The organism is Pelomonas dachongensis (assembly GCF_043555865.1).
Classification (GTDB): Bacteria; Pseudomonadota; Gammaproteobacteria; order Burkholderiales; family Burkholderiaceae_C; genus Pelomonas; species Pelomonas dachongensis.
Map to the genome: position 1 here is coordinate 941,445 of NZ_JBIGHY010000002.1, position 23,902 is coordinate 965,346.

Sequence of the window (23,902 nt, forward strand, 5' to 3'; positions counted from 1 at the left end):
CGCGGGGCAGGCCGTTTTCTTTGGCTGCTCTAATTCCGCGCTGCTCTAATTCCGCGCCATGGCTCGCCCCCCGCTCGACAAATCCCTCAAGTTCAACCTGCCTGATGGCACGGTGGTGACCGCCCAGCAGATGCTGGACAAGATCCAGCAGATCAAGCGGGCTCCGAGCAAGGCTCAACCCGCCGGCACCTCACCCCCGCTGCCCGAGGCCGACCTGCTGGCGTTGCTTGACACGCTGCTGCTGCTGGGCGGCTTTGCCAGCATCAACGCCGTGCTGCAGTGGCTGGCCATGAACGGCCAGCAGCGCGCCGACGGCAGCGCCTTCGACCACTACAGCGTGCGCGACGGCCTGCACGCTCTGGTCGAACGCGGGCAGGCCGAGGCGATTTACAGCAAGGGCACGCGCGCCCCCCTAGCCGACCATGCCGCACGGCTGCAGGTCCTGCTGACCCGTCCCGAGGCCGAGCACTTCTGGCGCCAGCGCCTGTGGCTGCTGGGCCCGGGCCGCGGCCACTGGCGCGATCCCGTTGGCTGGGTCAGCTTCCGCGGCGAGGACGACATGCTGGCGGTGCTGCGCCTGATGTTCTACACCGGCCTGCCGGCCGCCGAGTTCCACACGCTGCTGGATACGAGCCTGTCCGAGCTGCGCGACCCGATGCTGCAGGCGCAGGCGATGCTCACCCCCTGGCTGCCAGGTCTGCTGCCGCAGATTGATCCTGAACTGCGCGACGGCCTGCTGGGCCTGCTGCTCGATGTGCTGCGGGTCGGCGACCCGGCACGCGCCGACATTCGCGCCTGGCTGGGCACGGCCGAAGCCGCGCCGCTGAGCATCCCGCTGCGCGCACGCCTGGCCGAGGCTGACCTACTGGCGCTGGATCTGGACGGCGCCGAGCGCCAGCTGCAAGGGCTTCAAGGCCCCGGCGTGACCGTGTTGGCCGCCACGCGCGCCCTCGTCGCCGGCCGCTGGACCGAGGCCAGTGCGGCCTTCGAGGCCGCCATCAAAGCCCTCCACACCGCCAGCCGCAGCCGCCGCAACGCGCTGCCGCTGGACACCGCGCGGTTCTACCTGCTGAGCCTGCTGGCCAGCAACGACCCCAAAGCCTGGGCGCTGGCGCGCAAGTACGCCATCGCCGAGTCTGGCACTCGCAATCCGACGGCCTATGACGCCTGGGGCCTGTGGGCGCACGGCATCGGCGTGCGGCTGGGCGAGGACAGCTTCCTCGACGCCGCCTTCGCGCCCCATGCGCCGGGCGACGCCGCGCCGGCCGACCGCCTGCTGCTAGCCGCCTGGCTGGGCAAGCCCGCGCCGGGCTGGACGCCCGCGCTCGCGCAAGACCTGCTCGCCCGCCTCGGCACCGACCAGGCGCTGCTGGCCGAGCACCTGCGCGCCGCGCTGCACCGGCTGGAGCTGGGCGGCGAAGGCACCACGCGCGTTGCCAGTTTCCTGGGCCGGCCACGCCCTGCCTGGCAGGACGCGCTCGCGGCCATCGCCGCGCTCAGCGACGACGGCAAGCCCGCCGGTAGTGCAGCCAAGACCGAGCTGGCCTGGCAGCTCAAGCTGGACGCCGCCGGCCGCGTGCACACACTGGAGCCGCTGGAGATGAGCACCGGCGCCCGCGGCGGCCTCAAGTTCAAGGCCGTCACGCTCGCCAAGCTGAAGAAGCAGGGCGCCCAGCGCAGCCGCGACAACCTGGTGCTGCGCCACATCGAGCGCGACGCCTGGGCCGGCGTGCACGACCTGCGGCTGGACGTCAGCGCGGCCCTGGTCGCGCTGGTGGGCCACCCGCACCTGATGTTCGCCGATGCGCCGGGCCAGTGGGTGGAGCTGAGCGAGGGGCAGCCTGAGCTGGAGGTGAAGCGCGTGGGCGACGCTTTTCAGTTTCACCTGCATCCGCCGCTGATCTCCAGCGACGCCCCTCACGCCGGCATGCTGCACGGCGCCCAGGCCGAAGCCGAACGCGAGCGCCGCAACGCCCAGCGCGTGGTGCGCGAGGGCCCGGGCCGCGCGCGGCTGATCCGCATCACGCCCACGCAGCGCCGCGTGGCCGAACTGGTGGCCCAGGGCTGGCAGGTGCCGGCCGATGCGACCGCCGAGCTGGGCGGCGCACTGCAAGTGCTGACCGGTCACTTCCAGCTGCACTCCGACGCCGATGCCGGCCAGCGCGTGGCGGGTGACAGCCGCCTGCACGCGCGCCTCACGCCGCAGGGCGAAGGCCTGAGCCTGCTGCTGGTGGCCCAGCCGTTTGGCGACTTCGGTCCCGCCGTCACGCCCGGCCAGGGCCGCGAGCGGCTGATGTGCCTGCATGAAGGCATCAGCGTGGCGACCGAGCGTGACCTGCACGCCGAAAGCGCGCACCGAGCCGCTGTCATGGAGGCCCTGCCCTTCCTCGATCCCGAGCAACCGCCCGACCAGCCTTGGCTGCTGGCCGACGCCGAGGATGCACTGGCTGCCGTCGAGCGCCTGCCGGCGCTGCCCGGCATTGCCGCGCTGGCCTGGCCCAAGGGCAAGCCGGTGCGCGTGCTGCCGCTGGACGGCGCTTCGGTGCAGATCACCGTCAGCAGCGGACGCGACTGGCTGGGCGTGAGCGGCGAGGCCCAGGTCGAGGAAGGCCGTGTGCTGGGCCTGCAGGAGCTGCTGGCGCTCAGCCGCGCCAGCAGGAGCCGCTTCGTACGACTGGCCGAGGGCCACTACCTGGCGCTGTCCGAGCAACTGCGCCAGCAGCTGCGCGACCTGGACGCGCTGGGCGAGACGAAGAAGGGCGCGCTGCAGCTGCCCGCCGCCGGCGCCGCCTGGCTGGAGCAAGGCCTGGCCGGCGTGCAGCTGGCCGGCGACGCCGCCTGGCGTGAACGGACGCACCAGCTCGCCGCCGCCGCCGCGCTGCAACCCCAGCCCCCCAAGGCGCTGCGCGCCGAGCTGCGCGGCTACCAGGCCGAGGGCTTCGCGTGGATGAGCCGGCTGGCGGCGGCCGGCTTCGGTGCCTGCCTCGCCGACGACATGGGCCTGGGAAAGACCGTGCAGACGCTGGCGCTGCTGGTCGAGCGCGCGGCGCAAGGCCCGGCGCTGGTCATCGCGCCCACGTCCGTCTGCGGCAACTGGCTGGCCGAGTGCGCCACGTTCGCGCCGTCGTTGAACGCGCTGGACTACGGCACCGCCACCGACCGCACCGCGCTGCTGGCCGGCGCAGGACCGGGCGACATCGTGGTCGCCAGCTACGCGCTGGCGCAGATCGATGCCGACGCGTTTGCCGCGCAGCGCTGGCACACGCTGGTGCTGGACGAGGCTCAGGCGCTGAAGAATGCCGCCACCAAGCGGGCCAAGTCCGTTGCAGAGTTCGACGCGGACTTTCGCCTGGCACTGTCGGGTACACCGGTGGAGAACCGGCTGGCCGACCTGTGGTCACTGATGAACCTGATCAACCCCGGCCTGCTGGGCACGGCACAACAGTTCAACGAACGCTTTGCCGGCCCCATCGAGCGCCAGCAGGACGCGCCGGCCCGCGCGCGGCTGCGTCGCCTCGTCGCGCCCTTCCTGCTGCGCCGCACGAAGGCCCAGGTGCTGCAAGACCTGCCCCCGCGCACCGAGATCATCCACCGCGTGGTGCCCACGGAGCAGGAGCGCCATTTCCTGGAAGCCCTGCGCCGCGACGCGCAGGCCGCCGTGGCGCAGGCCGCCGCCGACCCGGAGCGCGGCGCCCCCATGCAGGTGCTGGCCGAGCTGATGCGGCTTCGCCGCGCGGCCTGTGACCCGCGCCTGGTGTCGCCCGAGCTGGGGCTGATGGGCAGCAAGATGGCCGAGTTCGAGCAGATCGTGCGCGAGCTGGTCGCCGGCGGCCACAAGGCGCTGGTGTTCAGCCAGTTCACCGACTACCTGGACCTGCTGGGTGAGCGCCTCGCGCAGATGGGCGTCGCTCACCAGCGCCTGGATGGCAGCACGCCACAGGCCGAGCGCACGAAGCGCGTCGCCGCCTTCCAGCAGGGCGAGGGGGACGTGTTCCTCATCAGCCTGAAAGCCGGCGGCTTCGGCCTGAACCTGACCGTGGCCGACTACGTGCTCATCGTCGACCCGTGGTGGAACCCCGCCGCCGAAGACCAGGCCGCCGGCCGTGCCCACCGCATGGGCCAGCAACGCCCCGTGACCGTCTACCGGCTGGTGACGGCCGGCTCAGTGGAGGAACGCATCATCGAGCTGCATCGCGACAAGCGCGGTCTGGCGGAGAGCATGCTGGAGGGCGAAGGCCGTGCCGCGCCGCTGGATGCCGCGGCACTGGCTGCGCTGCTGGCCGATGCGTAGTCCGTATTTGGCCTACATTCATTCCACCGAGCCCCACGGACTTTGCATGCGCAGCGCCCAAGTCAAGCTCATCCGCTATCTGGCCACGACGTGCTGAAGAAGCTCGGCGCGCCCGCTTGGGCCGATACGCTGGCCCGGCTGCTCGTCACGGTCGACACCCTGCAGGCCTTCCCGCTGTCCGGCACCGTGCCCGAGGAACTGGCCGACCTCGGCAGCGAGCGCTACCGGCAACGCGTCTCGGGCAAGAACCGCGTCCTCGGCGAGTGGGCGGCGAGGGTCGTCTACCGCCACATCGTCTGCGACGTGCGGCGCGACCTGCGCGGGCTGTTGTCCCGGCACCTGCTGCGCGTGGCGCGCTGACGGCTGCGAGGACCGCACCGTTGAAGCTCGAACCCGACTTCGTTGCCTCCGAGGCAGCCGCACGGCGCGTGGCGCTGCTGGACTGGGCCGAAAGCCACGACGTGGGCGCGCTCTGGTCCGCCGATGACGCCCGCTGGGCCACGCAGCAGGCGCGTGCCGAGGGAGCCGCCGTCGACTTCCGGCTGGCGCGGGCACGCCACGCAGCGCAGCGCATGGGCGAGCGTGACGACAGGCTGACGGAACTGCTGGCGCGGCCGCTGTGGTCGGGCAGCTGGGCACTGGCGGCCATGGTGGGGGGCCTGGTGCTGGGCCTGGGCCTGGACAGGCTGGGCGGCCAGCAGCTGAACCTGCTGGCGCTGCCTCTGTGGGGCGTGCTGGCGCTGCAGCTCCTGGCCTACGGGCTGCTGTTCGTGCTGGCGTTCCGGCGTCCTGCGCTGCTGGTCAAGAAGGGGCCGCTTCTGCGCCTGTGGCAGCGCCTGCTGACGCCGCGCACCCGCAGCCGCGCCAGGCAGGCGCTGGCGCACTGGTGGCAGCTCAGCCTGCCGCTGCAGGCGGCCCGCTGCGCGTTGTTGTGGCACCTGGCGCTGCTGGGGCTGAACCTGGGGCTGATCGGCGGGCTCTACCTGCGTGCACTCGGGCTGGAGATCCTGATCGGCTGGGAAAGCACCTATCTCGACGCCACCCAGGTGCAGCGCCTAGCCGACTTGCTGCTGGCCCCAGCCGCCTGGCTCACCGGCCTGGCCGTGCCCGATGTCGCCCCGCTGCGCCATGCCGCCCTGCAGGGGCCCCAGGCACTGGCTGCGGACTGGCTGCATCTGATGGCGGCGACGGTGGCGCTCGTCGCGCTGCCGCGCCTGCTGCTGGTGCTGCACGCGGCCTGGCGCAGCTGGCGGCTGGCGCACGCGCTGCCGTTGAACGTGGGCAGCGGGCCTGCCGACCTGCGGCTGCTGCTGATCGACCCGCAACGCCGCCTGGCGGGCGGCCTGCTCGGCCAGGACGGCGAACGGCTCAGCAGCCCGGAGGGCGACCGCCTGCTGCTGACGCTGACCGACGCCGCGCCCGAGACCTTGCCAGCCACCTGGGGCGGCCGTGCGCTGGCGCTGCTGGGCGCAAGCCCTGCCCGCATCCCCGCCTTCGATGCCTGCGCGGCGGCAGAGAGCCTGCCCGCTGCAACGCCGGCCTGGCCGGCGCAGCGCCGCCAGCTGCGCGCGCTGGGCCCACTGTGGCCGCCCGCCCGGCAAGGGGCCTGGCAACGCCTGCTCGAAGCCTGGGAAGCGCCGGTACGCGAGCGCGAGGGCCAGGCCCAACGGCTCATGGCCCAGGCGCTGGCCACGCTGTGCGTGCAGCCGCTTCACCTACCCGACGGCGCCGAGCCGCAGACGCAGCTGCGCAAGGCGGTGGATCAACAGCTGCAGGTGCTGGCCGAAAAGCTGCGTGAGCTGTACGGGCAGGATGCCGCCACCGACGCGGTGCCGTCTGCCGGCGAGGCCTGGCCCCACCAGGTGCTGCGCCCGAGGTCCGTGGCGCGCAATTCGGTGTTGAGCGGTGTGGCAGGTGGCGCGGCCACCGGCCTGGCTGCGGACGTTGCGGCGGGTGGCCTGACGCTGGGCGCCGGCGCACTGATCGGTGCCGTCGTCGGCGGCGTGGCGGGCAGCGGGCTCACGGAATGGTTGACCCGCCGCCAGGGCCGGCGCACGACCTCGCTGCAGGTCGACCTGGTGGAGGCCGCGCCGCTGCTGATCGGCGAAGTCCTGAATGTCTGGCTGGCGCAGCTCGGCCTGCGCTTGCCTGCCGCACAGGTCGAAGCGGCGCTGGACGCGCCAGCCTGGATCGACGCACTCAAGCACGCGCCGGCCGAAGTGCCCGCACGGCTGCAACCGCTGTTCGCGCAAGTCTGCGAGCACCTGCTGGAGGCTGCCGACCGGCGTGACCTCAGCGCCGACAATCGAACCCATGGCGCCCACCCCTGAACCCAGCTGGCTGGCCGGCGCCACCGGCCTGGTCGGCCGCGCCCTGCAGGCCGAGCTGCCCGGCGCCATCGCACTCGTGCGCAAGCCGCAGCCGGGCGCGGTGACCGTGGACTACGCGCGGCCCGAATCCTTCGCCGCCCTGCCCGCACCCGGCAGCGTCTGCATCGCCTTGGGAACGACGATGGCCCAGGCCGGCTCACGCGCGGCGTTTCGCGCAGTGGACTTCGACGCCGTCGTGACCGTCGCCCGCGCGGCGCGCCAGGCCGGCGCCACGCATTGCGGCCTGGTCTCGGCGATGGGCGCGACTGCGCGCTCGGCCGTCTTCTACAACCGGGTCAAGGGCGAGACCGAGGACGCGCTGACGGCGATGGGCTTCGAACGCCTGGTCATCGCGCGGCCCTCGCTGCTGGACGGCGAACGCACCGCGCTGGCGCAGCCGCAGCGCGCCGGCGAAGGCTGGGCGTTGCGGCTCACCCGCCCCATCGCCGGCCTGATCCCGGCGCGCTGGCGGCCCATCACGCCGGATCGTGTCGCCCGTGCGCTGGTGCTTGCGCTGTCTCAACACGGCCCCGCCGTGCAGGTGCTCGAATCGACGGAACTGCAAACCCTGGGTGCTCCATGAAGCTGACCTTCCTCGGCGCCGCCGACACCGTCACCGGCTCGCGCCATCTGCTCACGCTGGGCGATCAGCGCCTGCTGCTCGATGCCGGCCTGTTCCAGGGCTACAAGACGCTGCGCGAACGCAACTGGATGCCGTTAGGGGAGCCGGTCCAGCAGCTGGACGCCGTGCTGCTGTCCCATGCCCACTTGGACCACTGCGGCTATCTGCCCGCGCTGCGCCGCCAGGGCTTCAAGGGACCGATCTACGCGACGTCGGCCACCCGCGATCTGTGCGACGTGCTGCTGCGCGACAGCGCTCATCTGCAGGAGGAAGACGCCCGCCGCGCCAACCGCGACCATTCCAGCCGTCACGACAAGGCGCTGCCGCTGTACGGCGTGCGCGAGGCCGAGGCGACGCTGAAGGCCTTTGCCGCGCTGCCGCGCGATGGCCGGCTCAAGCTCGGTGCCACCGACGTGCGCTTCACGCCGGCCGGGCACCTGCTGGGCGCCAGCAGCATCCACGTCAGCCACGCCGGCCGCTCGTTGCTGTTCTCGGGCGACATCGGCCGCGTGAACGACCTGCTGATGCCCGTGCCCCAGGTGCCGCCCGCCGCCGACGTGGTGCTGATCGAGTCCACCTACGGCAACCGGCTGCATCCGGCCGAGGACGCGCAGGCACGGCTCGCGCAGATCCTGCGTAACACCTTCAAACGAGGCGGCTCGGTGCTGCTGCCCAGCTTCGCGGTAGGCCGCGCGCAGGCGCTGCTGCTGTTGCTGCAACGCCTGCGCAATGCCGGCGAGCTCCCGCTGGACGTGCCGATCTGGCTGGACAGCCCGATGGCCGAGCAGGCCACCGAGCTGACCATCAAGCACGCCCGGCTGCTGCGCATCTCCGCCAACGAGGCGCGCAGCCTGACCGACCGGGTGCGCTACGTCACCAAGCAGGCACAGAGCCTCAAGCTGGCCGCCAGCCTGGCCGCGCCGCGCGCGAAGCCAGCCGTCGTCATTTCGGCCAGCGGCATGGCCACCGGCGGGCGGGTGCTGAACTACATCGAGACGCTGGCGCCGCAGCCGCAGCACCACATCGCCTTCCCCGGCTTCCAGGCCGGCGGCACGCGCGGCGCGCGCATGGTGGGCGGCGAACGCGAGATCAAGATCCGCGGCCGCTGGGTGCCGGTGAATGCGGAGATCAGCCACCTGGACGGCCTGTCCGGCCATGCCGACGGCGACGGCCTGCTGCAGTGGCTGCGCGCACTGCCCCGACCGCCCGAGCAGGTCTACGTGGTGCACGGCGAGCCGGCCGCCGCCGACGCGCTGCGCTGCCGCATCCAGGACGAGCTGGGCCTGCCCGTGCGCGTGCCGCAGCACGGCGAGACCGTCGCCTGGTGATGGCCGGCCTGGACCAGGCCTTCGGCGTTTCCGGCAGCCTCCTCTTCGGCCTGGCCGCGGCGCTGGGCAGCGGGCTGCTGATCGGTCTGGAGCGCGAGCGCCACAAGAGGCGTGGGCCGCACCGCGAGCCGGCGGGGCTGCGCACCTTCACGCTGGCGGCCCTGAGCGGGGCGCTGGCACAGGCGCTGGACGTGCCCGGCCTGGTGCCGGTGGGTGCGCTGGCCGTCGCGGCGCTGGCGGCGCTGGCCTATCTTCGCAGCCGCACGCGGGACCCCGGCCTCACGACCGAGATCGCGCTGCTGGTGACGTACCTCATCGGTGTGCTGTGCGTGACGGCACCGCTGCTGGGCTCGCCGGCCGCCGTCGTCGTGACCGCACTGCTGGCCGCGCGCACGCGGCTGCACCGCTTCGCAACAAACCTGCTGCACGAGGAGGAGTTGCACGACGGCCTGCTGCTGGCCGCGCTGGCGCTGGTGGTGCTGCCGCTGATGCCGCAGCTGCCGCTGCCCTGGCTGGCCGGCATGAAGGCGCATTCGCTGCTGGGGCTGATGCTATTGCTACTGGCGCTGCAGGCCGTGGGCCACGTCGCGCTGCGGCTGGCTGGGCCGCAGGCGGGGCTGGCGCTGTCGGGCCTGCTGTCGGGGCTGGTGTCCAGCACCGCCACCGTTGCAGCGATGGGCACCCGCGCACGCGCGCAGCCGGGCCTGGCGATGGCGTGCACGGCGGGCGCGGTGATGTCGACCGCCGCCACCTGGCTGCAGGCCCAGCTGATGCTGTTTGCGATGGCGCCCGACGCGGCGCTGAAGTTGCTGCCCATCACGCTGCTCGGCATGGCGCTGTGCGGTGGCCTGGGCGGGCTGCTGGCATGGCGCTCGCGCCGCGGTGAGCAAGCCAGCGCTGCGCAAGGCACCAGCGATCGCCGCGGCCCGCTGCGGCTGCGCGAGGCGCTGCTGCTGTCGCTGATGCTCAGCGCCGTGGCGGTGGCGGTGAGCTGGGCCCGCGAGCAGTTCGGCGCCTCGGGCCTGTACGGCGCCGTCGCGCTGGCCGGCCTGGCGGACGCGCACGCGCCCATCGCATCGCTGGCCGGGCTGCAGGGAGCCGGCAGCATCGGCACCGCGCAGCTGACGTGGGGCCTGCTGCTGGCGCTGGCGTGCAACAGCGTGACACGCAGCGTCACGGCGGTCGTCGCCGGCGGCTGGGGCTTCGCACGCGTGGTCATCACGGCGCTGGCCTTGCCGCTGCTGCTGGCCGCGCTGCTGTCATGGGTGATCACATGACGCGCGGCCCCATCACGCCCGCCCAGGTCGACTTCTCCGACCCCGCCGCGCCGGCCGCACCCGCCTTCGGCGACGTCTACCACTCGCGCGCCGGCGCGCTGGCGCAGGCGCGGCATGTGTTCGTCGACGGCAACAGGCTGCCCGCGCGCTGGCAGGGCCGCGAGCGCTTCGTCGTGCTGGAAACCGGCTTCGGCCTGGGCAACAACTTCCTCGCCACCTGGGACGCCTGGCGGCAAGACCCGTCACGCTGCGCGCGGCTGGTGTTCGTCAGCCTCGAGAAGCACCCGCTGACGCGCGACGACCTGGCGCGCGTGCATGCCGGCAACCCACTGGGCGACCTGGCGCGGCAACTCGTCGACCGCTGGCCGCCGCTGACCCCGGGCCTGCATACGCTCAGCTTTGAAGGCGGCAGCGTCGAGCTGCTGCTGGGCCTGGGAGATGCCCGCGACCTGTCGCGGGAGCTGGTGCTGGACGCCGACGCGATCTACCTCGACGGCTTCTCGCCCAAACTCAACCCGGACCTGTGGGACGAATGGCTGCTGAAGAGCCTGGCCCGCCACGCGGTGCCCGGCACGACGGTCGCAACCTGGAGCATCCACCGGCCAATGCGCCGCACGCTGGCGTCGCTGGGCTTCGAGGTCGGGCTGGCGCCAGGTTTTGCCAACAAGCCGGAAATGACGGTGGCCCGCTTCGCGCCGCGCCACCTGCCGCAGCGCCCGGCGGGCCGCGAGCCGCTGGCGCCGGGGGCGCGGCATGCGGTCATCGTCGGCGCGGGGCTGGCCGGCGCGGCCTGCGCGCTGGCCCTGGCCCGCGCGGGCGTGGCCTGCACGGTGGTCGACGCGCTGGCCGCGCCGGCCCAGGCCAGCTCGGGCAATCCGGCCGGCCTGTTCCACGGCACGCTGAACCCCGACGACGGCCCGCATGCGCGCTTCAACCGCGCCGCGGCACTGGCCACGCAGGCGCTGCTGCGCGAACTGGGCGTGCCGCAGCAGGCCGGCCTGCTGCGGCTGGAGACCCGGCTCGCACAGGACGCGATGGTCGGCGTGCCGGGGTATGTCGAACCGCTGTCCACCGAGCGCGCGTCGGCGCTGGCCGGCACCGCCCTCTCGCACCCGGCCTGGCTGTATCCGGGCGGCGGCGCCGTGGCGCCGGGCGCGTATGTCGACGCCCTGCTGCAGGCCAGCGGCGCCACGCTGAAGCTGCGGACCGCCGTGGCGGCCGCGCGCCGTGACGAAGCCGGCTGGACCTTGCTGGACGACACCGGCGGGCCCCTCACCACCGCGCCGCTGCTGGTACTGGCCGGCGGCCACGCGCAGTTGCCGCTGTTGGGCGAACTGGCCGTCGACCTGACTGTGCAGCGAGGCCAGTTGACGCACCTGGCCCGCGCGCCGTGGGTGCCCGGCCTGCCCATCGCCGGCGACGGCTATGCCATCGCCGACGGCCAGGGCGGTGCCTGGTGCGGCGCGACGACGCAGGACGACGACACCGCCCCCGAGCTGCGCGAGGCCGACCAGGTCGAGAACCTGACGCGCTATGCACGGCTCGCAGGCCTGGTGGCGCCACCGCGGGCGCCGCTGGCGGGCCGCGTGGCGTGGCGGCTGATCGCACCCGACCGGCTGCCGCTCATTGGCGGCCTGGCGCTGCCCGGCGCGCCGCCGGCCGCGCAGCTGCGGTTGCAGCCGCGCCTGCCGGGCCTCGTGGTCTGCACAGGGTTCGCCTCGCGCGGCATCACGTGGGCGGCGCTGGCTGGCCACGTCGCCGCTGCGCTGGCACTGGGCGGGCCGCGACCACTGGAAGCCGAGCTGCTGGACGCTGTGGACCCGCTGCGCTTCGCGTTGCGCCGGCAACGCAGGCCCGCGCGCTAGCCGCTCTTCTCCCAACTATTGCCGATTTACCCCCGTCAACAGGGGCAAGCCGGCAGAGGCCGGGCCGCACACTGCGCGGCGTTGCCGGCGTCGCCGGCTGTGTAGGTTTGAGGGAGCTGTCGGCATGTTCGGTTCTGGTGATTCGCAAAAGCTGAAGTTGGCACTGGGCGTGATGCTCGCTGTCGTGACGGTGGGCTCGGGCATCGCGCTCACGGGCGCCGCCTCGGCCAAGGGATGGCTCATCGCCAGCCTCGTCATCACCTGGGCGGTGGGCCTGATCACGCTGCTGACCAGCGGCGGAAAGGGCGGCGACCTGCACGCGGCGACGCAAGCCGCCGAGGCGCTGGCCCGCTTTGACCTGACCCATCCCATCCCCAACGGCGGCAACGACGATGTCGGCCGCCTGCTGGGCGCGCTGAACGACACGCAGCGTTCGCTGCAAAAGCTCATCGGCGATGTGCGCGGCGCGGCCGACAGCATCGGCACCGCCAGCGCCGAGATCGCCACCGGCAACTTCGACCTGAGCCAGCGCACCGAGCAGACGGCCAGCAACCTGCAGAACGCCGCGTCGTCGATGTCGGAGTTGACCGGCACCGTCAAGCAGACCGCCGATGCCGCGATGACGGCCAACCAGCTCGCCAGCTCGGCGGCATCGGTCGCCCAGCGCGGTGGCGAGGCCGTGTCGCAGGTGGTGTCGACGATGGACCAGATCAGCCACAGCTCGCGCAAGATCAACGAGATCATCGGCACCATCGACGGCATCGCGTTCCAGACCAACATCCTGGCGCTGAACGCCGCCGTGGAGGCCGCGCGGGCCGGCGAGCAGGGCCGGGGCTTCGCGGTCGTGGCCGGCGAAGTGCGGCTGCTCGCGCAGCGCAGCGCCGAGGCCGCCAAGGAGATCAAGAGCCTCATCAGCGCAAGCGTGGAGCGCGTGGACTCCGGCACGCAGCAGGTGCAGGCCGCCGGCGCCACGATGACCGAGATCGTCGCCAGCGTTCAGCGAGTGACCGACATCATTGCCGAGATCAGCGCCGCGGCGCGCGAGCAGAGTGAGGGCATTGCCGTCGTCAACGGCTCGGTCGTGCAGCTGGACCAGATGACGCAACAAAACGCCGCGCTGGTGGAGCAATCCGCCGCCGCCGCCGAGAGCCTGCGCGAACAGTCGGCCCGCATGGCCGAGGTCATCGGCGTGTTCCGTCTCTCTGGCGGTGCCAGCAGTGCCCGCCCCACCGCTGCGGCCAGGCCTGCAACGCCGCCCCAGGCTGCCGCTTCCGCGTCACCCAAAACGGCGTCCAAAACGGCGTCCAAGACGGCGCCGTCCAAGGTCGCAGCGAAGCCTGCCGCCAGGGTCACGCCGCCGGCGCCGACGGCCGCTGCGAAGCCGGCCCCCGTGCCCGCCTCTGCCGCTGCCGCCGATGGCGACTGGGAAACCTTCTGACCCGGCGTGCGGCGGCCCACGGGCTGGCCGTCCCCATCCACCAGGGCGCCGCAAGGCGCCCTTTTGCTTTGCACCCGCCACCGGTGTGACAAATCGGCACCGTCAAGGTCACCGGTGGGTTTCCCACACCTCGCCCCCGACGGTCGGATGTGCCAGCATGCAAAGACAACACCCAGGAGGCGGACCGATGCTCACCGCGCTGTTCTCAAGCCGCTCGCTCGGCCAACGCCTCGGCCTGGGTCAGGCCCTGGTTCTGCTGATCGCCCTGTCGGGCTCCGGCCTGGGCTACTGGGGCCTCGCCAAGGTGGCGGAAGAAACCGAGACCTTGCACCAGAGCACGCTGGTGACGGAACGGGTCGCGGCCGACTGGTATCGCAACGTCTTCAACGGCACGACGCGCACCACCGCCATCGCGGTGAGCGCCGACCCCAGCCTGGCCGGCTTCTTCTCGGCGCAGGCCGCCGAGGCGACGCGCATCTCCACCGAGCTGCAGCAGCGGCTGGACAAACTGCTGGAGACCCCGCAGGAGCGCGCGCTGTTCGACAAGATCGCGGAGCTGCGCCAGCGCTACATCGCCGCACGCGATGCGCTGACCGCGGCCAAGAAGGCAGGTGAGGCCGAACAGGCCAAGCAGATCTTCGATCAGCAGTTCATGCCGGCGTCGGCGGCCTACCTGGACGGCATCAAGGCCGTCGCCCAGCAGCAGCGCGACCAGCTCGACGCCGCCATGCAGCGCCTGCAGGCCGCCAACCGCAATGCGCGCATCGGGCTGCTGGTGTTCGCGCTGTTCACGCTGGCTGCCGGTGGTGCCCTGGCCTGGTGGCTGACCCGCTCGATCACCCGGCCGCTGCACGAGGCCGCCCAGGTGGCCGACGCGATAGCGAACTTCGACCTGACCCAGCAGATCCACCCCGTCGGCCAGGACGAGACCGGCCGGCTGCTGCGTTCGCTGCAACGCATGCAGGCGGCCCTGCTGAAGCTGATCGGCGAGGTGCGCGGCTCGACCGACAGCATCAGCACCGCCAGCTCCGAGATCGCCACCGGCAATCTCGACCTCAGCCAGCGCACCGAGCAGACCGCCAGCAATCTGCAGAACGCGGCGTCGTCGCTGTCGGAACTGACCGGCACCGTCAAGCAGACCGCCGATGCCGCGATGACGGCCAACCAGCTCGCCAGCTCCGCTGCGGCCGTGGCCCAGCAAGGCGGTGAGGCGGTGTCCCAGGTCGTGGCCACGATGGACCAGATCAGCCACAGCTCGCGCAAGATCAACGAGATCATCGGCACCATCGACGGCATCGCGTTCCAGACCAACATCCTGGCGCTGAACGCCGCCGTGGAAGCCGCGCGTGCCGGCGAGCAGGGCCGGGGCTTCGCGGTCGTGGCCGGCGAGGTGCGGCTGCTCGCGCAGCGCAGCGCCGAGGCCGCCAAGGAGATCAAGAGCCTCATCAGCGCCAGCGTGGAGCGCGTGGACTCCGGCATGCAGCAGGTGCAGGCCGCCGGCGCCACGATGACCGAGATCGTCGCCAGCGTTCAGCGCGTGACCGACATCATTGGCGAGATCAGCGCCGCCGCGCGTGAGCAGAGCGAGGGCATCGCCGCCGTCAACGGCTCGGTCGTGCAGCTGGACCAGATGACGCAACAAAACGCCGCGCTGGTGGAGCAAGCGGCCGCCGCCGCCGACAGCCTGCGCGAGCAGTCGAGCCGGCTGGCCGATGCCATCGGCGTGTTCAAGCTCAGCGGCGCGGCGCATCGCGCGGTGCCCGCCAAGGCGCCGCCGCCACCGAGAGCCGCCACGCCCAAGTTGGCGGCAGCGCCTAAAGGCCCCGCCACCAGGCCGGCGACAACCCCCAAGCTCGCCGCACCGCCCGCCATGCGCCCGGCGGCGCCTCGGTCGGCCCCGGCCGCAGCCCCGAAGGACGAGGGCGACTGGGAAACCTTCTGAGCGGCGCGCGCCCGTTCAGAAGCTCAGCGTCTTCACACCGTCGGCGCCGCCCAGCAGGCAGACGCTGGCCTTGTGGCGCGCAAACACACCCACGGTGACGACGCCGGGCCACTGGTTGACCTCGGTCTCGAACGCCAGCGGGGCGGTGATTGACAGGCCCGTCACATCCAGGATGTGGCCGCCGTTGTCGGTGACGACGCCGGCGCGAAGCCGGGCCTCGCCGCCCAACGCCGCGAAGCGGCGCGCCAGCTGCGCCGCGGCCATCGGGATGATCTCGACCGGCAGCGGGAACCGGCCCAGCGTCTGCACGAGCTTGGACGCGTCGGCGATGCAGACGAACTGCGCTGCCAGGTCGGCGACGATCTTCTCTCGCGTCAGTGCCGCGCCGCCGCCCTTGACCATGAAGCCGTTGCCGTCGATCTCATCGGCACCGTCGATGTAGACGGTGAGGCCCGTCACCTCGGCCGCGTCCAACACCGGGATGCCGAGCTTGAGCAGCCGCTGCGTGGAACGCTCCGAGCTGGACACGGCGCCGGCGACCGCGATGCCGCTGGCCGCCAGCGCGTCGATGAAGCAGTCCACGGTAGAGCCGGTGCCGACGCCGACGATCTGGCCGGGCGTGACGTAATCCAGGGCGGCGCGGCCGACGAGTTGCTTGAGCTGGTCTTGGTTCATTGGTAGACGTTGATTCTTATTAAAGCCCGAAGGCCAGTTTCTGAGCCAACGCCCCCTTTCAAACCGTGCGTGCGAATTTCCCGCACACGGCTTACCAGTGGTCTGTCGGCTCGCAGCATTACGCGGAGCTCCCTATGACGGGAGTTCTGCCGGAATAACGGATGGTCCCGCGCAGGCGGTGGAGTCCAAGGTTTTCGAAGTAGTCGCGATCCCATCGCCGAGCACGTCCCGCTGGCAAGTTACGACCCGCACGTTTGATCCGCAGGCTCCGCAGCCGTCCCACGACATAGTTGTCCACGTCTAGGAAGTGATTGGCCGCGTTTCCCGTTTGGAAGTATTGACCCCAGCCACGCAGCACCGGGTTGAGCTGGGCGATGACGCTCCGCACATCCTCATGGCACCGCCCGCGTGGGGTCAGTCCTCGTACACGTTCTCGCACACGGTTCATTGCTTTGCGGCTCGGCCAGTTCTGCAAGTAGTACCGCTTCAGACCCTTCTGCTGCCACAGCCGGCCGCTCATGCGTTTGTGCAGATGACACCCCAGGAAGTCGAAGCCCTCCTGGCCTTGCGTCAACACCGCACGTCGCGTTTTCTGTGGATGCAGCTTGAGCCCCAAGCGGTCCAGCACATGCTCGATGCGGCTTTGTGCTTCCTCGCAGCCACGCGCCGTTCGGCACATCACCACGAAATCATCCGCATACCGCACCAGCTCGCCCAGGTGCCGGCCATGCCTGGCCCACACCCGGTCCAGCACGTGCAGGTAGATGTTGGACAGCAGCGGCGAGATCACGCCGGCCTCCATCACCCCCGCCTGCAACCACTGCCTCACCAGCTTGAGCACCCGCCGATCGCTGACCCGCTGACTCACCAAGGTGAGCAGCTTGTCGTGGTCGATGCTGCCGAAGTAGTTCTCGATGTCGGCGTCCAGCACGTGATCCGCACCCGCGTTGGCCAGTTGCCTGATCCGCTGCAACGCCATCTGCGCACTGCGCCTCGGCCGGAACCCATACGAGCACGGCTTGAAGTCCGCCTCGAAGATCGGCTCCAACACCAGCTTGCCCGCCATCTGCACCACCCGGTCTCGCACCGTCGGGATGCCCAGGGGCCGCTTCCTTCCATCTGCCTTGGGGATGTAGGTGCGCCGCACGACCTGCGCCCCGTACTCGCCTGCGCGCAGCACCTCACCCAGCTCTTCTAAGAAGCGCCGGACTCCGTACTGCTCGACCTCGCTGATCGTCACCCGATCAGCGCCCGCTGCGCCCTTGTTGCGGCGCACGCGCTTCCACGCCTCGTGCAGGATGTCAGCCCTGCACATATGGTCGTACAACGCATGGAAGCGCCTTTCCGGCGCCCGCTTGGCTGCGGCCCAGAGCTGCCTTTGCAGTTGTCGCACTTTGTCGCTCGACACAAGGTCGACGGGGTTGTTAGGTCCGGTCTTGCCGGCCATTCCCTCGCGCTTACCTGCTCCCTCAGCATGACCACCGCAGGGACCCTTCCCTCCAGCCGCGTTATGCCGCACGGCCTTCGTCGATGGCGCTTGCGCCCCACCGTCCAGTACTACGATCCCCTCGGACTCCCGCTGCACACGTCTCGACTTCGCCTTGGGCTTATACGAGCGCGCTTGCCCCGACTCGGGCCGCGCAGACGGGTCTCTCACGTTCCACACCAATCCTTGCACGCGTGCTGCGCCCAATACCCCGCCGCAGTCCCCGGCGCGCTTCGGTTCTTGCGCCAAAGATGTTGCCTTCGCCGTGATATGAGCGGCTCGGCCTGCGGGTTGTAAATCTGACGAGGCTGCAGGCTTCACTTCATGTTGCGGCCCGCGTGCTTGCTTCCTGCTGAGCGGCTCTCGCCGGTTCACAGGCTTTTGACACCCCGCTCGGGCACAGAGGTCTCCCTCCACTACCTGGGCTCTGCTACCCGGCGCACCGACGCCTACCGGGACGGGACTCTCACCCGTTGGATTGGCGCAGCATGCAGCGGCTCTTCCTTGCCCTTGCAGGCTCAGCTTTGCTTTTGCTTCGTGACGCACCATACGTCGGATTTTCGTGGATGACGCGGCTACTGCCGCGTCATCCGCTTGCCGGCTACTTCAACACCACCGTTTTCGAGGCCGAATCGGTCGCCAGCTGGCGCGCGGCATCCCAGGCGGTCACGCGGTACTCGACGACGTCGCCTCGCTTCAGACCGCCGACCGTGTAGCGGCTGGTGCCGCCGTCCTGGCGCATGCGCACGGTGCGGGCATCGCTGCCGTTGACCGTGTAGTGCACGTCCACCCAACCCGACGATGCCGCCGCGAACTCCAGCGTCGTGGTGCCGGTTTGCACCGCCTGCGCACTGACCGTCGCCGCGGCCGGCGCCAGCGCGCTGCGTTTCGAGACGGCCTGCGTCGCGCCAGTGCCCGAGTCCCAGACGATATCGTCGAACGCGATCTGGAACGCGGCGCCCGGCACGGCGCCGTCCAGGCTGAGGAACTCGAACAGCGAGTTCATCGACTGCAGCGCGACCAGCGACCCGGCGATCTCGGCGACGGGGATGGTCGCCGTGCCCCACTCGCCGTTGCGCACCAGGCCGTAGCTCGTGGCGTTGGCGGGGAAGTTGACCCAGCCGTGGTTGGTGTACGTGTCCAGGATGCCGATCCTGAACGCGACGTTGGCCGGCACCTTGATCTTCAGCTTGATGTGGCCGTTGCGGAAGCCGCTCATGTCGTGCACGCGGCGCGACTGGATGGCCCCACCGAACCACTGACCCGGCGCGAAATAGTTCAACGCGATGACGTTGTCGCCTTCGAACGGCGCCAGGCTGCCGCCGCCCATGGAACCCGTGTTCCAGATGAAGAAGTCCGACGACGCGCCCAGCTCCTGCTTGTTGTTGACCGGTGTGGTGTCAGTGAACACACCAAACTTGCCGACTTCCGGCGTGGTTCCCACGCCCAGCTTGACCTCGCCCTTGCCGTCGAGCTCGTACACACGCACATAGTCCACGTAGGCGGTGGCAGGCAGCGGCGCGGTGATCTGCGCGGGCGTGGCCGCCGGCGTGAAGTTGCCGCCCACGGCCATGTTCAACAGCAGGTAGAAGGGCTCGTTCAGCGCGGGCGACGTGATCGTGATCGGCGACTTGTACATGTCGTACTCGCGGCCGTTGTCGACGACGCTGAAGCGCATCTGCGTGTCCGTCCAGTAAAGCCGGTAGGTCACGAAGCGGTTGGCGAGGGACCTGCTCGGCGCATACCAGTTCTTGGTCTGCCAGGCTGTGGACGCGGCGCAGGTCTCGTTGCCCGGCACGCAGGCGTCTTGGTGGAAGAAGATGACGTTGGAGCCGACGAACTGCTCGGGCGAGATCGGCGGCAGGCCGGCCGGCTGGCGACCGCCCTGCTCCATGATGTCGATCTCGCCGTTGCGCGGCCAGGCCTGCGGGCTGGTGCCCAGCATCCAGGCCGCAGGCCACAGGCCCACGCCGACCTTGGGCGTGGCCATGCGCACCTCGACCATGCCGTACTTGACCTGCACCTTGCCGGACGTGTCGACCTTGCCGGACGTGAACTGGTTAGCGCCGACGACCTCGCGCCTGGCCGTGATGGCGAGAGCCCGCGTGGCCGGCTCGAACGGCACATTGACAATGCTGAGGTTGCCGGGTTGGTAGGACTGCAGCTCCTGGTTGCCGTAGCCGCACAGGCCGATCTGGCAGCCGTTGCCGTTGGAGGCGGTCCAGACGCTGCCGTCGAGGCTGGCGCCGTTGAACTCCTCGGACCACAGCAGCTTGCCGATGACGGGGCTGGTGACGCTGGCCGAGGCCGCGACGCTGGCGGCCAGCAGCAGGCCGCCGATGAGGTGTTGATGCTTCATGGCTTTCATCCTTGCGGGCGGGTGGCGGACTTGCGGCGCGCGGCCGCGGCGACGAGCAGGCCGCCGACCAGCATCAGGCCGTAGGTGGCCGGCTCCGGGACAGCGGCAGCGACGGTGATGCGCGCCCCGGGCATGCCGAGGAAGGTCGAGCTCTGCTCGGTCCAGGCCCCCGGCGCGGTGGTGTACGCCCAGTTGCCGGTGTAGTCGTACGTGGCGCCTATCCACTGGCCGGCAAAGCCGCTGTCGGCCGTGGCGACCAGCCAGTAGCTGCCCGCCGCCAGCGCCCAGCCGGTGGGCGCGAACGTTGAGTTGACGGCGGGGGCGTCGAGGTGGGCGCTGTAGAGCCAACTGGCACCGCCGGGCAGCGCGCCGTTGCGGGTGACGATGCCCAGCGTGACGCCACCGCTGCCGCCCCACTCGGGCACATGCTCGATGGCCGTCAGGATGGACTGCACGGTGGTGGCGCTGGCGAGGCTGAACGGGACGGCGATGCTGTTGCCCGCCTCCAGCATTTGCGGCCAGCCGTCCAGGTAGGTGATGTCGTCGCCGTACGAGTCGAAAACGACGGTCTGTGCGCCGGCGTGGGCGGTCAGGCCGCACAGCAGCAGCGACGCGGCGAGCTTGGTGAGTGTGTTGATCTGCATGTTCATGCTCCTCGGCTCAGCCGCGACGGCGGCGCGCGATGGCGCCGACGACGGCGAGGCCGGCGGCCAGCAGCACGTAGCTCTGCGGCTCCGGCACCGGCGCGGTGGTCAGCGTCAGCTGCAGGTCGTCCACCAGCACGGCGTTGGGTCGCCCGTCCAGGATGGGACCCACGGACGTGCCGATCTCGATCTGGATGGACGTCGTGCCGACCGGGATGGCCGCCGCCGTGAAGTTGAACTGGGTCCAGTTGCTGGTGCTGAGCAGGCTGTGGAACGTGGTGTTCAGCGCCGCGCCGAGGATGCCGCTGTCGCCCAGGTAATTCATCTTGACGAAGGCGTTGCCGGTGGTGCTGGCGTCGCCCTTGGCCCAGAAGCTCAGCAGCGGCGTGTCGCCGACATTGGCGGCACCGAGCGCGGGCAGGCCACCATGGTGGAAGGAGTTCTGAAAGCCCACCGAGTCGCTGAAGCCACCGGGCGCGCTCAGCAGCAGCGCAAAGCTGCCGCTGTGCGCGTCGTTGGACAAGGTGGCAGGGCTGGCGGTGGGCGCCGTCAGCCAGCCGGCGGCGATCTGGCCCGCGCCGGCCGGCGCTTCGAAGCCGCCGTTGGCGATGCCGTTGGTGGTGCCGGCGCCGGCGGCTCCGGTAAGCAACAACGCGGCAAGGGCCGCGCCAATCTTCGAGTTCAGCATGTGTCGTCTCCTGGTTATTGCTTGAAGGGCGACGACTGGACTGCTGCGCGCCGCCGTTCCTGAAACCGCTTTCTGAAAGCGCTTTCAATGAACGGCGCGACCTTAGGGGGCCGAGGAAATGCTGTCAATGCGGCGTCCCCTGCCCCGCCACGAACTAGGGGCCGGGGATACCCAGGGTGCTTGGCGGCCGCGGGTGCGGGTGCCGCGGCGCTGCGGTCAGTTCATGCGGATCTTCATCACCTGGCCTGCGGACGGTGTCATCAGCGCCTGCTCGAACTTCGGCGGACCGGCGTTGCCCACGGCATTGTTGGAGAAGCCGTAGGGCTCGGTCGGGATGCCCATGTTGTTCATGTCCACGCGCCCGTTGGCATTGGCGTCCTGGAACAGGCTCAACGCCAGCGGGCCGGCGGGCAGGTCCTTCAGCACGATGCTGAGGGTGCCCCCGGCGGCGTCCGGGCCCAGCATGAAGCGCTGGGCGGCCTGCGGCTGGCGCAGCCAGGTCGACGGCTCGGTGAACACGGCGACGACCAGCGTGGCACCCTTCAGCCGGGCCACGTCCAGGCCCTCGACCTCCAGCGTCACATCGGCCGCATGGCCATGCATGGCAGCGCACGCGAGCAGCGCGGTCGCAAGCACTCGTTTCATCGCAGTCTCCAGTTCAGCAGTGGGAAAGGCTGAATGATGGAAACCAAGCGGCCGCCGCGCGAGCGTGCTGCGACGGCCGGGCGCCTGGCGGCGCGAGCGGCACGCCCGCGGCGTCAGCCTCGGCGCTTCTGGACCGCGGCGGCCAGTTCGCGCAGCAAGGGCTCGGTCTGGCTCCAGCCCAGGCAGGCGTCGGTGATGGACACGCCGGGCTTCAGGTCCGCACGGGTCTGGCCCTCGGCCAGATCCTGCCGGCCCGGCTGCAGGTGGCTCTCGATCATGACGCCGGTGATGCGTGCGTCACCTTTCCCATTGGCACCGGCGATCTGGGCTGCCACGTCTCGGCCGACATCGATCTGGCGCTCGTATTTCTTGCTGGAGTTGGCGTGCGAGAAGTCGATCATGACCTGCTCGCGCAGGCCCGAGGTCTTCAGCGCCTCGCAGGCCGCGTTGACCGACGCCGCGTCGTAGTTTGGCGCCTTGCCACCGCGAAGGATGACGTGGCAGTCCCGGTTGCCGCGGGTCTCGAAGATGGCGGCGGTGCCCATCTTTGTCATGCCCATGAAGGCATGCGCCGACTGCGCGGCCAGCACCGCATCGCTGGCGACCTTGATGCCGCCGTCGGTGCCGTTCTTGAACCCGACCGGGCAGCTCAGGCCCGACGCCAGCTGGCGGTGGCTCTGACTCTCGGTGGTGCGCGCGCCAATGGCGCCCCAGGCGATCAGGTCGGAGATGTACTGCGGCGACAGCAGGTCCAGGAACTCGGTGCCGGCAGGCAGACCCAGGCCGTTGACGTCCAGCAGCAGCTGGCGCGCCAGGCGCAGGCCTTCGTTCATGTGGAAGCTGCCGTCCAGACGCGGGTCGTTGATGTAGCCCTTCCAGCCCACCGTCGTGCGCGGCTTCTCGAAGTACACGCGCATGACCACCAGCAGGTCGCGCTTCAGTTCGTCGCGCGCCGCTTTCAGCAGCCGCGCGTAGTCCATCGCCTGGTCGTGGTCGTGGATGGAGCACGGGCCCACGATGACGAGCAGCCGGTCGTCGCGACCGTGCAGCACGTCGCTGATCTGCTGGCGCGCCTGTGCCACCAGATCGAGCGTGGCCTCGGGCACCGGCATCTCTTCCAGCAGCAACGCCGGGCTGATCAGCGCGCGCACGGCGCCGATGCGGGTGTCGTCGGTGCGGGTGGTGTCGCGCGTCTCGTCGCGCGACCCGCGCTCGTCTTCGAAGGGGCGGTGGTCGTGTCGGGCGTCGTCGAGGTGGGTCATGGCCGGGCTCCCAGTAGAGCCCTCGATTGTCACCGCTTGGCCGCGGCGACGCACACGGCCAGCGCCGACACGCCGAAGCCGAGCAGCGCCTGCAGCTCCAGCCGCTCGCCCAGCAGAACGAAGCCCATCAGCGCCGACATGCCCGGCACCAGGAAGAACAGCCGCGCCACGTCGCCAGTCTGGCCGCGGCGGATCATCAGGAACATCAGGCTGAACGCGCCGATGGAGTTCACCACCGCCAGCCACAGCCAGGCGCCGACCAGCTCGGGCTGCCAGTCGATGGCGAAGCCTTCGACCGGACCGGCGAACGCCGCGACCGCCACGGCCGAGACCGTCATCTGCACGCCGCTGCCGGTGCGCAGGTCCATATGGGCGCAAAATTGTTTCTGGTAAAGCGTGCCGGCCACCAGGCCCAGCAGCCCCAGCGCCGCCAGCGCATAGCTGGCCCCGGCGCCCGCCATCGGCTTGCCGCCCACCACCAGCGCCACGCCGGCCAACCCGCCCACCAGGCCCAGCGCCTGGCGGCCGTTCAGCCTCTCGGCCAACCACACGTGCGCGCCCAGCGCGGTGGCCAGCGGCATCAGGCCGATCAGCAGCCCCGCCACGCCGGCCGACAGGCCGTGGTGCAGCGCGAAGTAGATGGCCGAGAAGTGCAGCACCTGCATCAGCAACGCGACGACGGCCAAGTGGCCCCAGTCGCGCGCCCGGGGCCAGGGCGCCTGCGTCACCACCGCCACGCCCAGCAGCACGACAGCGGCCAGGCCGAAGCGCAAGGTCAGCAGCGTCAGCGGCCCGGTGTGCGGCAGCGCCAGCTTGCCGGCCACGTAGCCGCTGCTCCACAGCAGGATGAACAGCAGCGGCAGGCTCAGGCTGGCCAGGCCGACGGCCAGCCGGTCGAGCCGGCTGGGGCGGAAGGAACGGGCGGGCAGTGAGGGCGTGAAGCTGGCCATGTGAGGCTCCGGTGAGGCTGCGGTCAATCGAGTGAGCCGACTCTAGGAACAGCTCGCATCG

17 protein-coding genes are annotated in these 23,902 nt (G+C 70.9%); 9 read left to right on the forward strand and 8 right to left on the reverse strand.

From position 1 onward, the window contains the following. Positions 1–58 precede the first annotated feature (58 nt). From ACG02S_RS08890 to ACG02S_RS08930, 9 genes are all read left to right on the forward strand, one after another. On the forward strand, positions 59–4,291 hold the full coding sequence (locus tag ACG02S_RS08890) for an SNF2-related protein (protein WP_394470077.1): 4,233 nt from the start codon (positions 59–61) through the stop codon (positions 4,289–4,291). Positions 4,292–4,381: 90 nt separating this feature from the next. Then, a complete protein-coding gene (locus ACG02S_RS08895; protein WP_394470078.1) occupies positions 4,382–4,651 on the forward strand; it encodes a type II toxin-antitoxin system RelE/ParE family toxin in 270 nt (89 codons plus the stop codon). 20 nt (positions 4,652–4,671) lie between these two features. Further along, a complete protein-coding gene (locus tag ACG02S_RS08900) occupies positions 4,672–6,621 on the forward strand; it encodes a DUF3482 domain-containing protein (RefSeq protein WP_394470079.1) in 1,950 nt (649 codons plus the stop codon). Continuing rightward, positions 6,605–7,243 carry a Rossmann-fold NAD(P)-binding domain-containing protein gene (locus ACG02S_RS08905; RefSeq protein ID WP_394470080.1) on the forward strand — a complete coding sequence of 213 codons (639 nt, stop codon included), beginning with the start codon at positions 6,605–6,607 and terminating at the stop codon, positions 7,241–7,243. The genes ACG02S_RS08900 and ACG02S_RS08905 overlap by 17 nt, the downstream gene beginning before the upstream one ends. Beyond that, positions 7,240–8,610 carry an MBL fold metallo-hydrolase RNA specificity domain-containing protein gene (locus ACG02S_RS08910; RefSeq protein WP_394470081.1) on the forward strand — a complete coding sequence of 457 codons (1,371 nt, stop codon included), beginning with the start codon at positions 7,240–7,242 and terminating at the stop codon, positions 8,608–8,610. Before ACG02S_RS08905 ends, ACG02S_RS08910 begins: the two co-directional genes overlap by 4 nt. Then, positions 8,610–9,887: an MgtC/SapB family protein gene (locus tag ACG02S_RS08915; RefSeq protein WP_394470082.1), complete on the forward strand. Its 1,278-nt coding sequence runs from the start codon at positions 8,610–8,612 to the stop codon at positions 9,885–9,887. Before ACG02S_RS08910 ends, ACG02S_RS08915 begins: the two co-directional genes overlap by 1 nt. Continuing rightward, a complete protein-coding gene (mnmC, locus tag ACG02S_RS08920; RefSeq protein ID WP_394470083.1) occupies positions 9,884–11,752 on the forward strand; it encodes a bifunctional tRNA (5-methylaminomethyl-2-thiouridine)(34)-methyltransferase MnmC2/FAD-dependent 5-carboxymethylaminomethyl-2-thiouridine(34) oxidoreductase MnmC1 in 1,869 nt (622 codons plus the stop codon). The genes ACG02S_RS08915 and mnmC overlap by 4 nt, the downstream gene beginning before the upstream one ends. Before the next feature lie 124 nt (positions 11,753–11,876). Then, positions 11,877–13,190, forward strand: a complete 1,314-nt coding sequence (locus tag ACG02S_RS08925; RefSeq protein ID WP_394470084.1) for a methyl-accepting chemotaxis protein — start codon at positions 11,877–11,879, stop codon at positions 13,188–13,190. A gap of 187 nt (positions 13,191–13,377) precedes the next feature. Then, on the forward strand, positions 13,378–15,132 hold the full coding sequence (locus tag ACG02S_RS08930; protein ID WP_394470085.1) for a methyl-accepting chemotaxis protein: 1,755 nt from the start codon (positions 13,378–13,380) through the stop codon (positions 15,130–15,132). Between the two features lie 15 nt (positions 15,133–15,147). Here ACG02S_RS08930 and rpiA read toward each other — a convergent pair whose 3' ends face one another. The 8 genes from rpiA to ACG02S_RS08970 all read right to left on the reverse strand — a co-directional run bounded on the left by rpiA (position 15,148) and on the right by ACG02S_RS08970 (position 23,841). Next, positions 15,148–15,807, reverse strand: coding sequence for a ribose-5-phosphate isomerase RpiA (gene rpiA, locus ACG02S_RS08935; protein WP_394470086.1), 660 nt, complete (start codon positions 15,805–15,807; stop codon positions 15,148–15,150). Between the two features lie 118 nt (positions 15,808–15,925). Beyond that, complete coding sequence (ltrA, locus tag ACG02S_RS08940) at positions 15,926–17,254, reverse strand: group II intron reverse transcriptase/maturase (protein ID WP_394470087.1); 1,329 nt, start codon at positions 17,252–17,254, stop codon at positions 15,926–15,928. A gap of 640 nt (positions 17,255–17,894) precedes the next feature. Beyond that, complete coding sequence (locus ACG02S_RS08945) at positions 17,895–19,652, reverse strand: glycoside hydrolase family 16 protein (RefSeq protein ID WP_394470088.1); 1,758 nt, start codon at positions 19,650–19,652, stop codon at positions 17,895–17,897. Positions 19,653–19,657: 5 nt separating this feature from the next. Then, positions 19,658–20,296, reverse strand: coding sequence for a PEP-CTERM sorting domain-containing protein (locus ACG02S_RS08950; protein WP_394470089.1), 639 nt, complete (start codon positions 20,294–20,296; stop codon positions 19,658–19,660). A 16-nt stretch (positions 20,297–20,312) separates the two neighbouring features. Next, on the reverse strand, positions 20,313–20,984 hold the full coding sequence (locus tag ACG02S_RS08955; protein ID WP_394470090.1) for a PEP-CTERM sorting domain-containing protein: 672 nt from the start codon (positions 20,982–20,984) through the stop codon (positions 20,313–20,315). A 216-nt stretch (positions 20,985–21,200) separates the two neighbouring features. Next, a complete protein-coding gene (locus tag ACG02S_RS08960) occupies positions 21,201–21,629 on the reverse strand; it encodes a DUF2141 domain-containing protein (protein WP_394470091.1) in 429 nt (142 codons plus the stop codon). Positions 21,630–21,742: 113 nt separating this feature from the next. After that, a complete protein-coding gene (locus ACG02S_RS08965; RefSeq protein ID WP_394470092.1) occupies positions 21,743–22,891 on the reverse strand; it encodes a 3-deoxy-7-phosphoheptulonate synthase in 1,149 nt (382 codons plus the stop codon). Between the two features lie 29 nt (positions 22,892–22,920). Further along, on the reverse strand, positions 22,921–23,841 hold the full coding sequence (locus ACG02S_RS08970) for a DMT family transporter (protein ID WP_394470093.1): 921 nt from the start codon (positions 23,839–23,841) through the stop codon (positions 22,921–22,923). Positions 23,842–23,902: the final 61 nt, after the last annotated feature.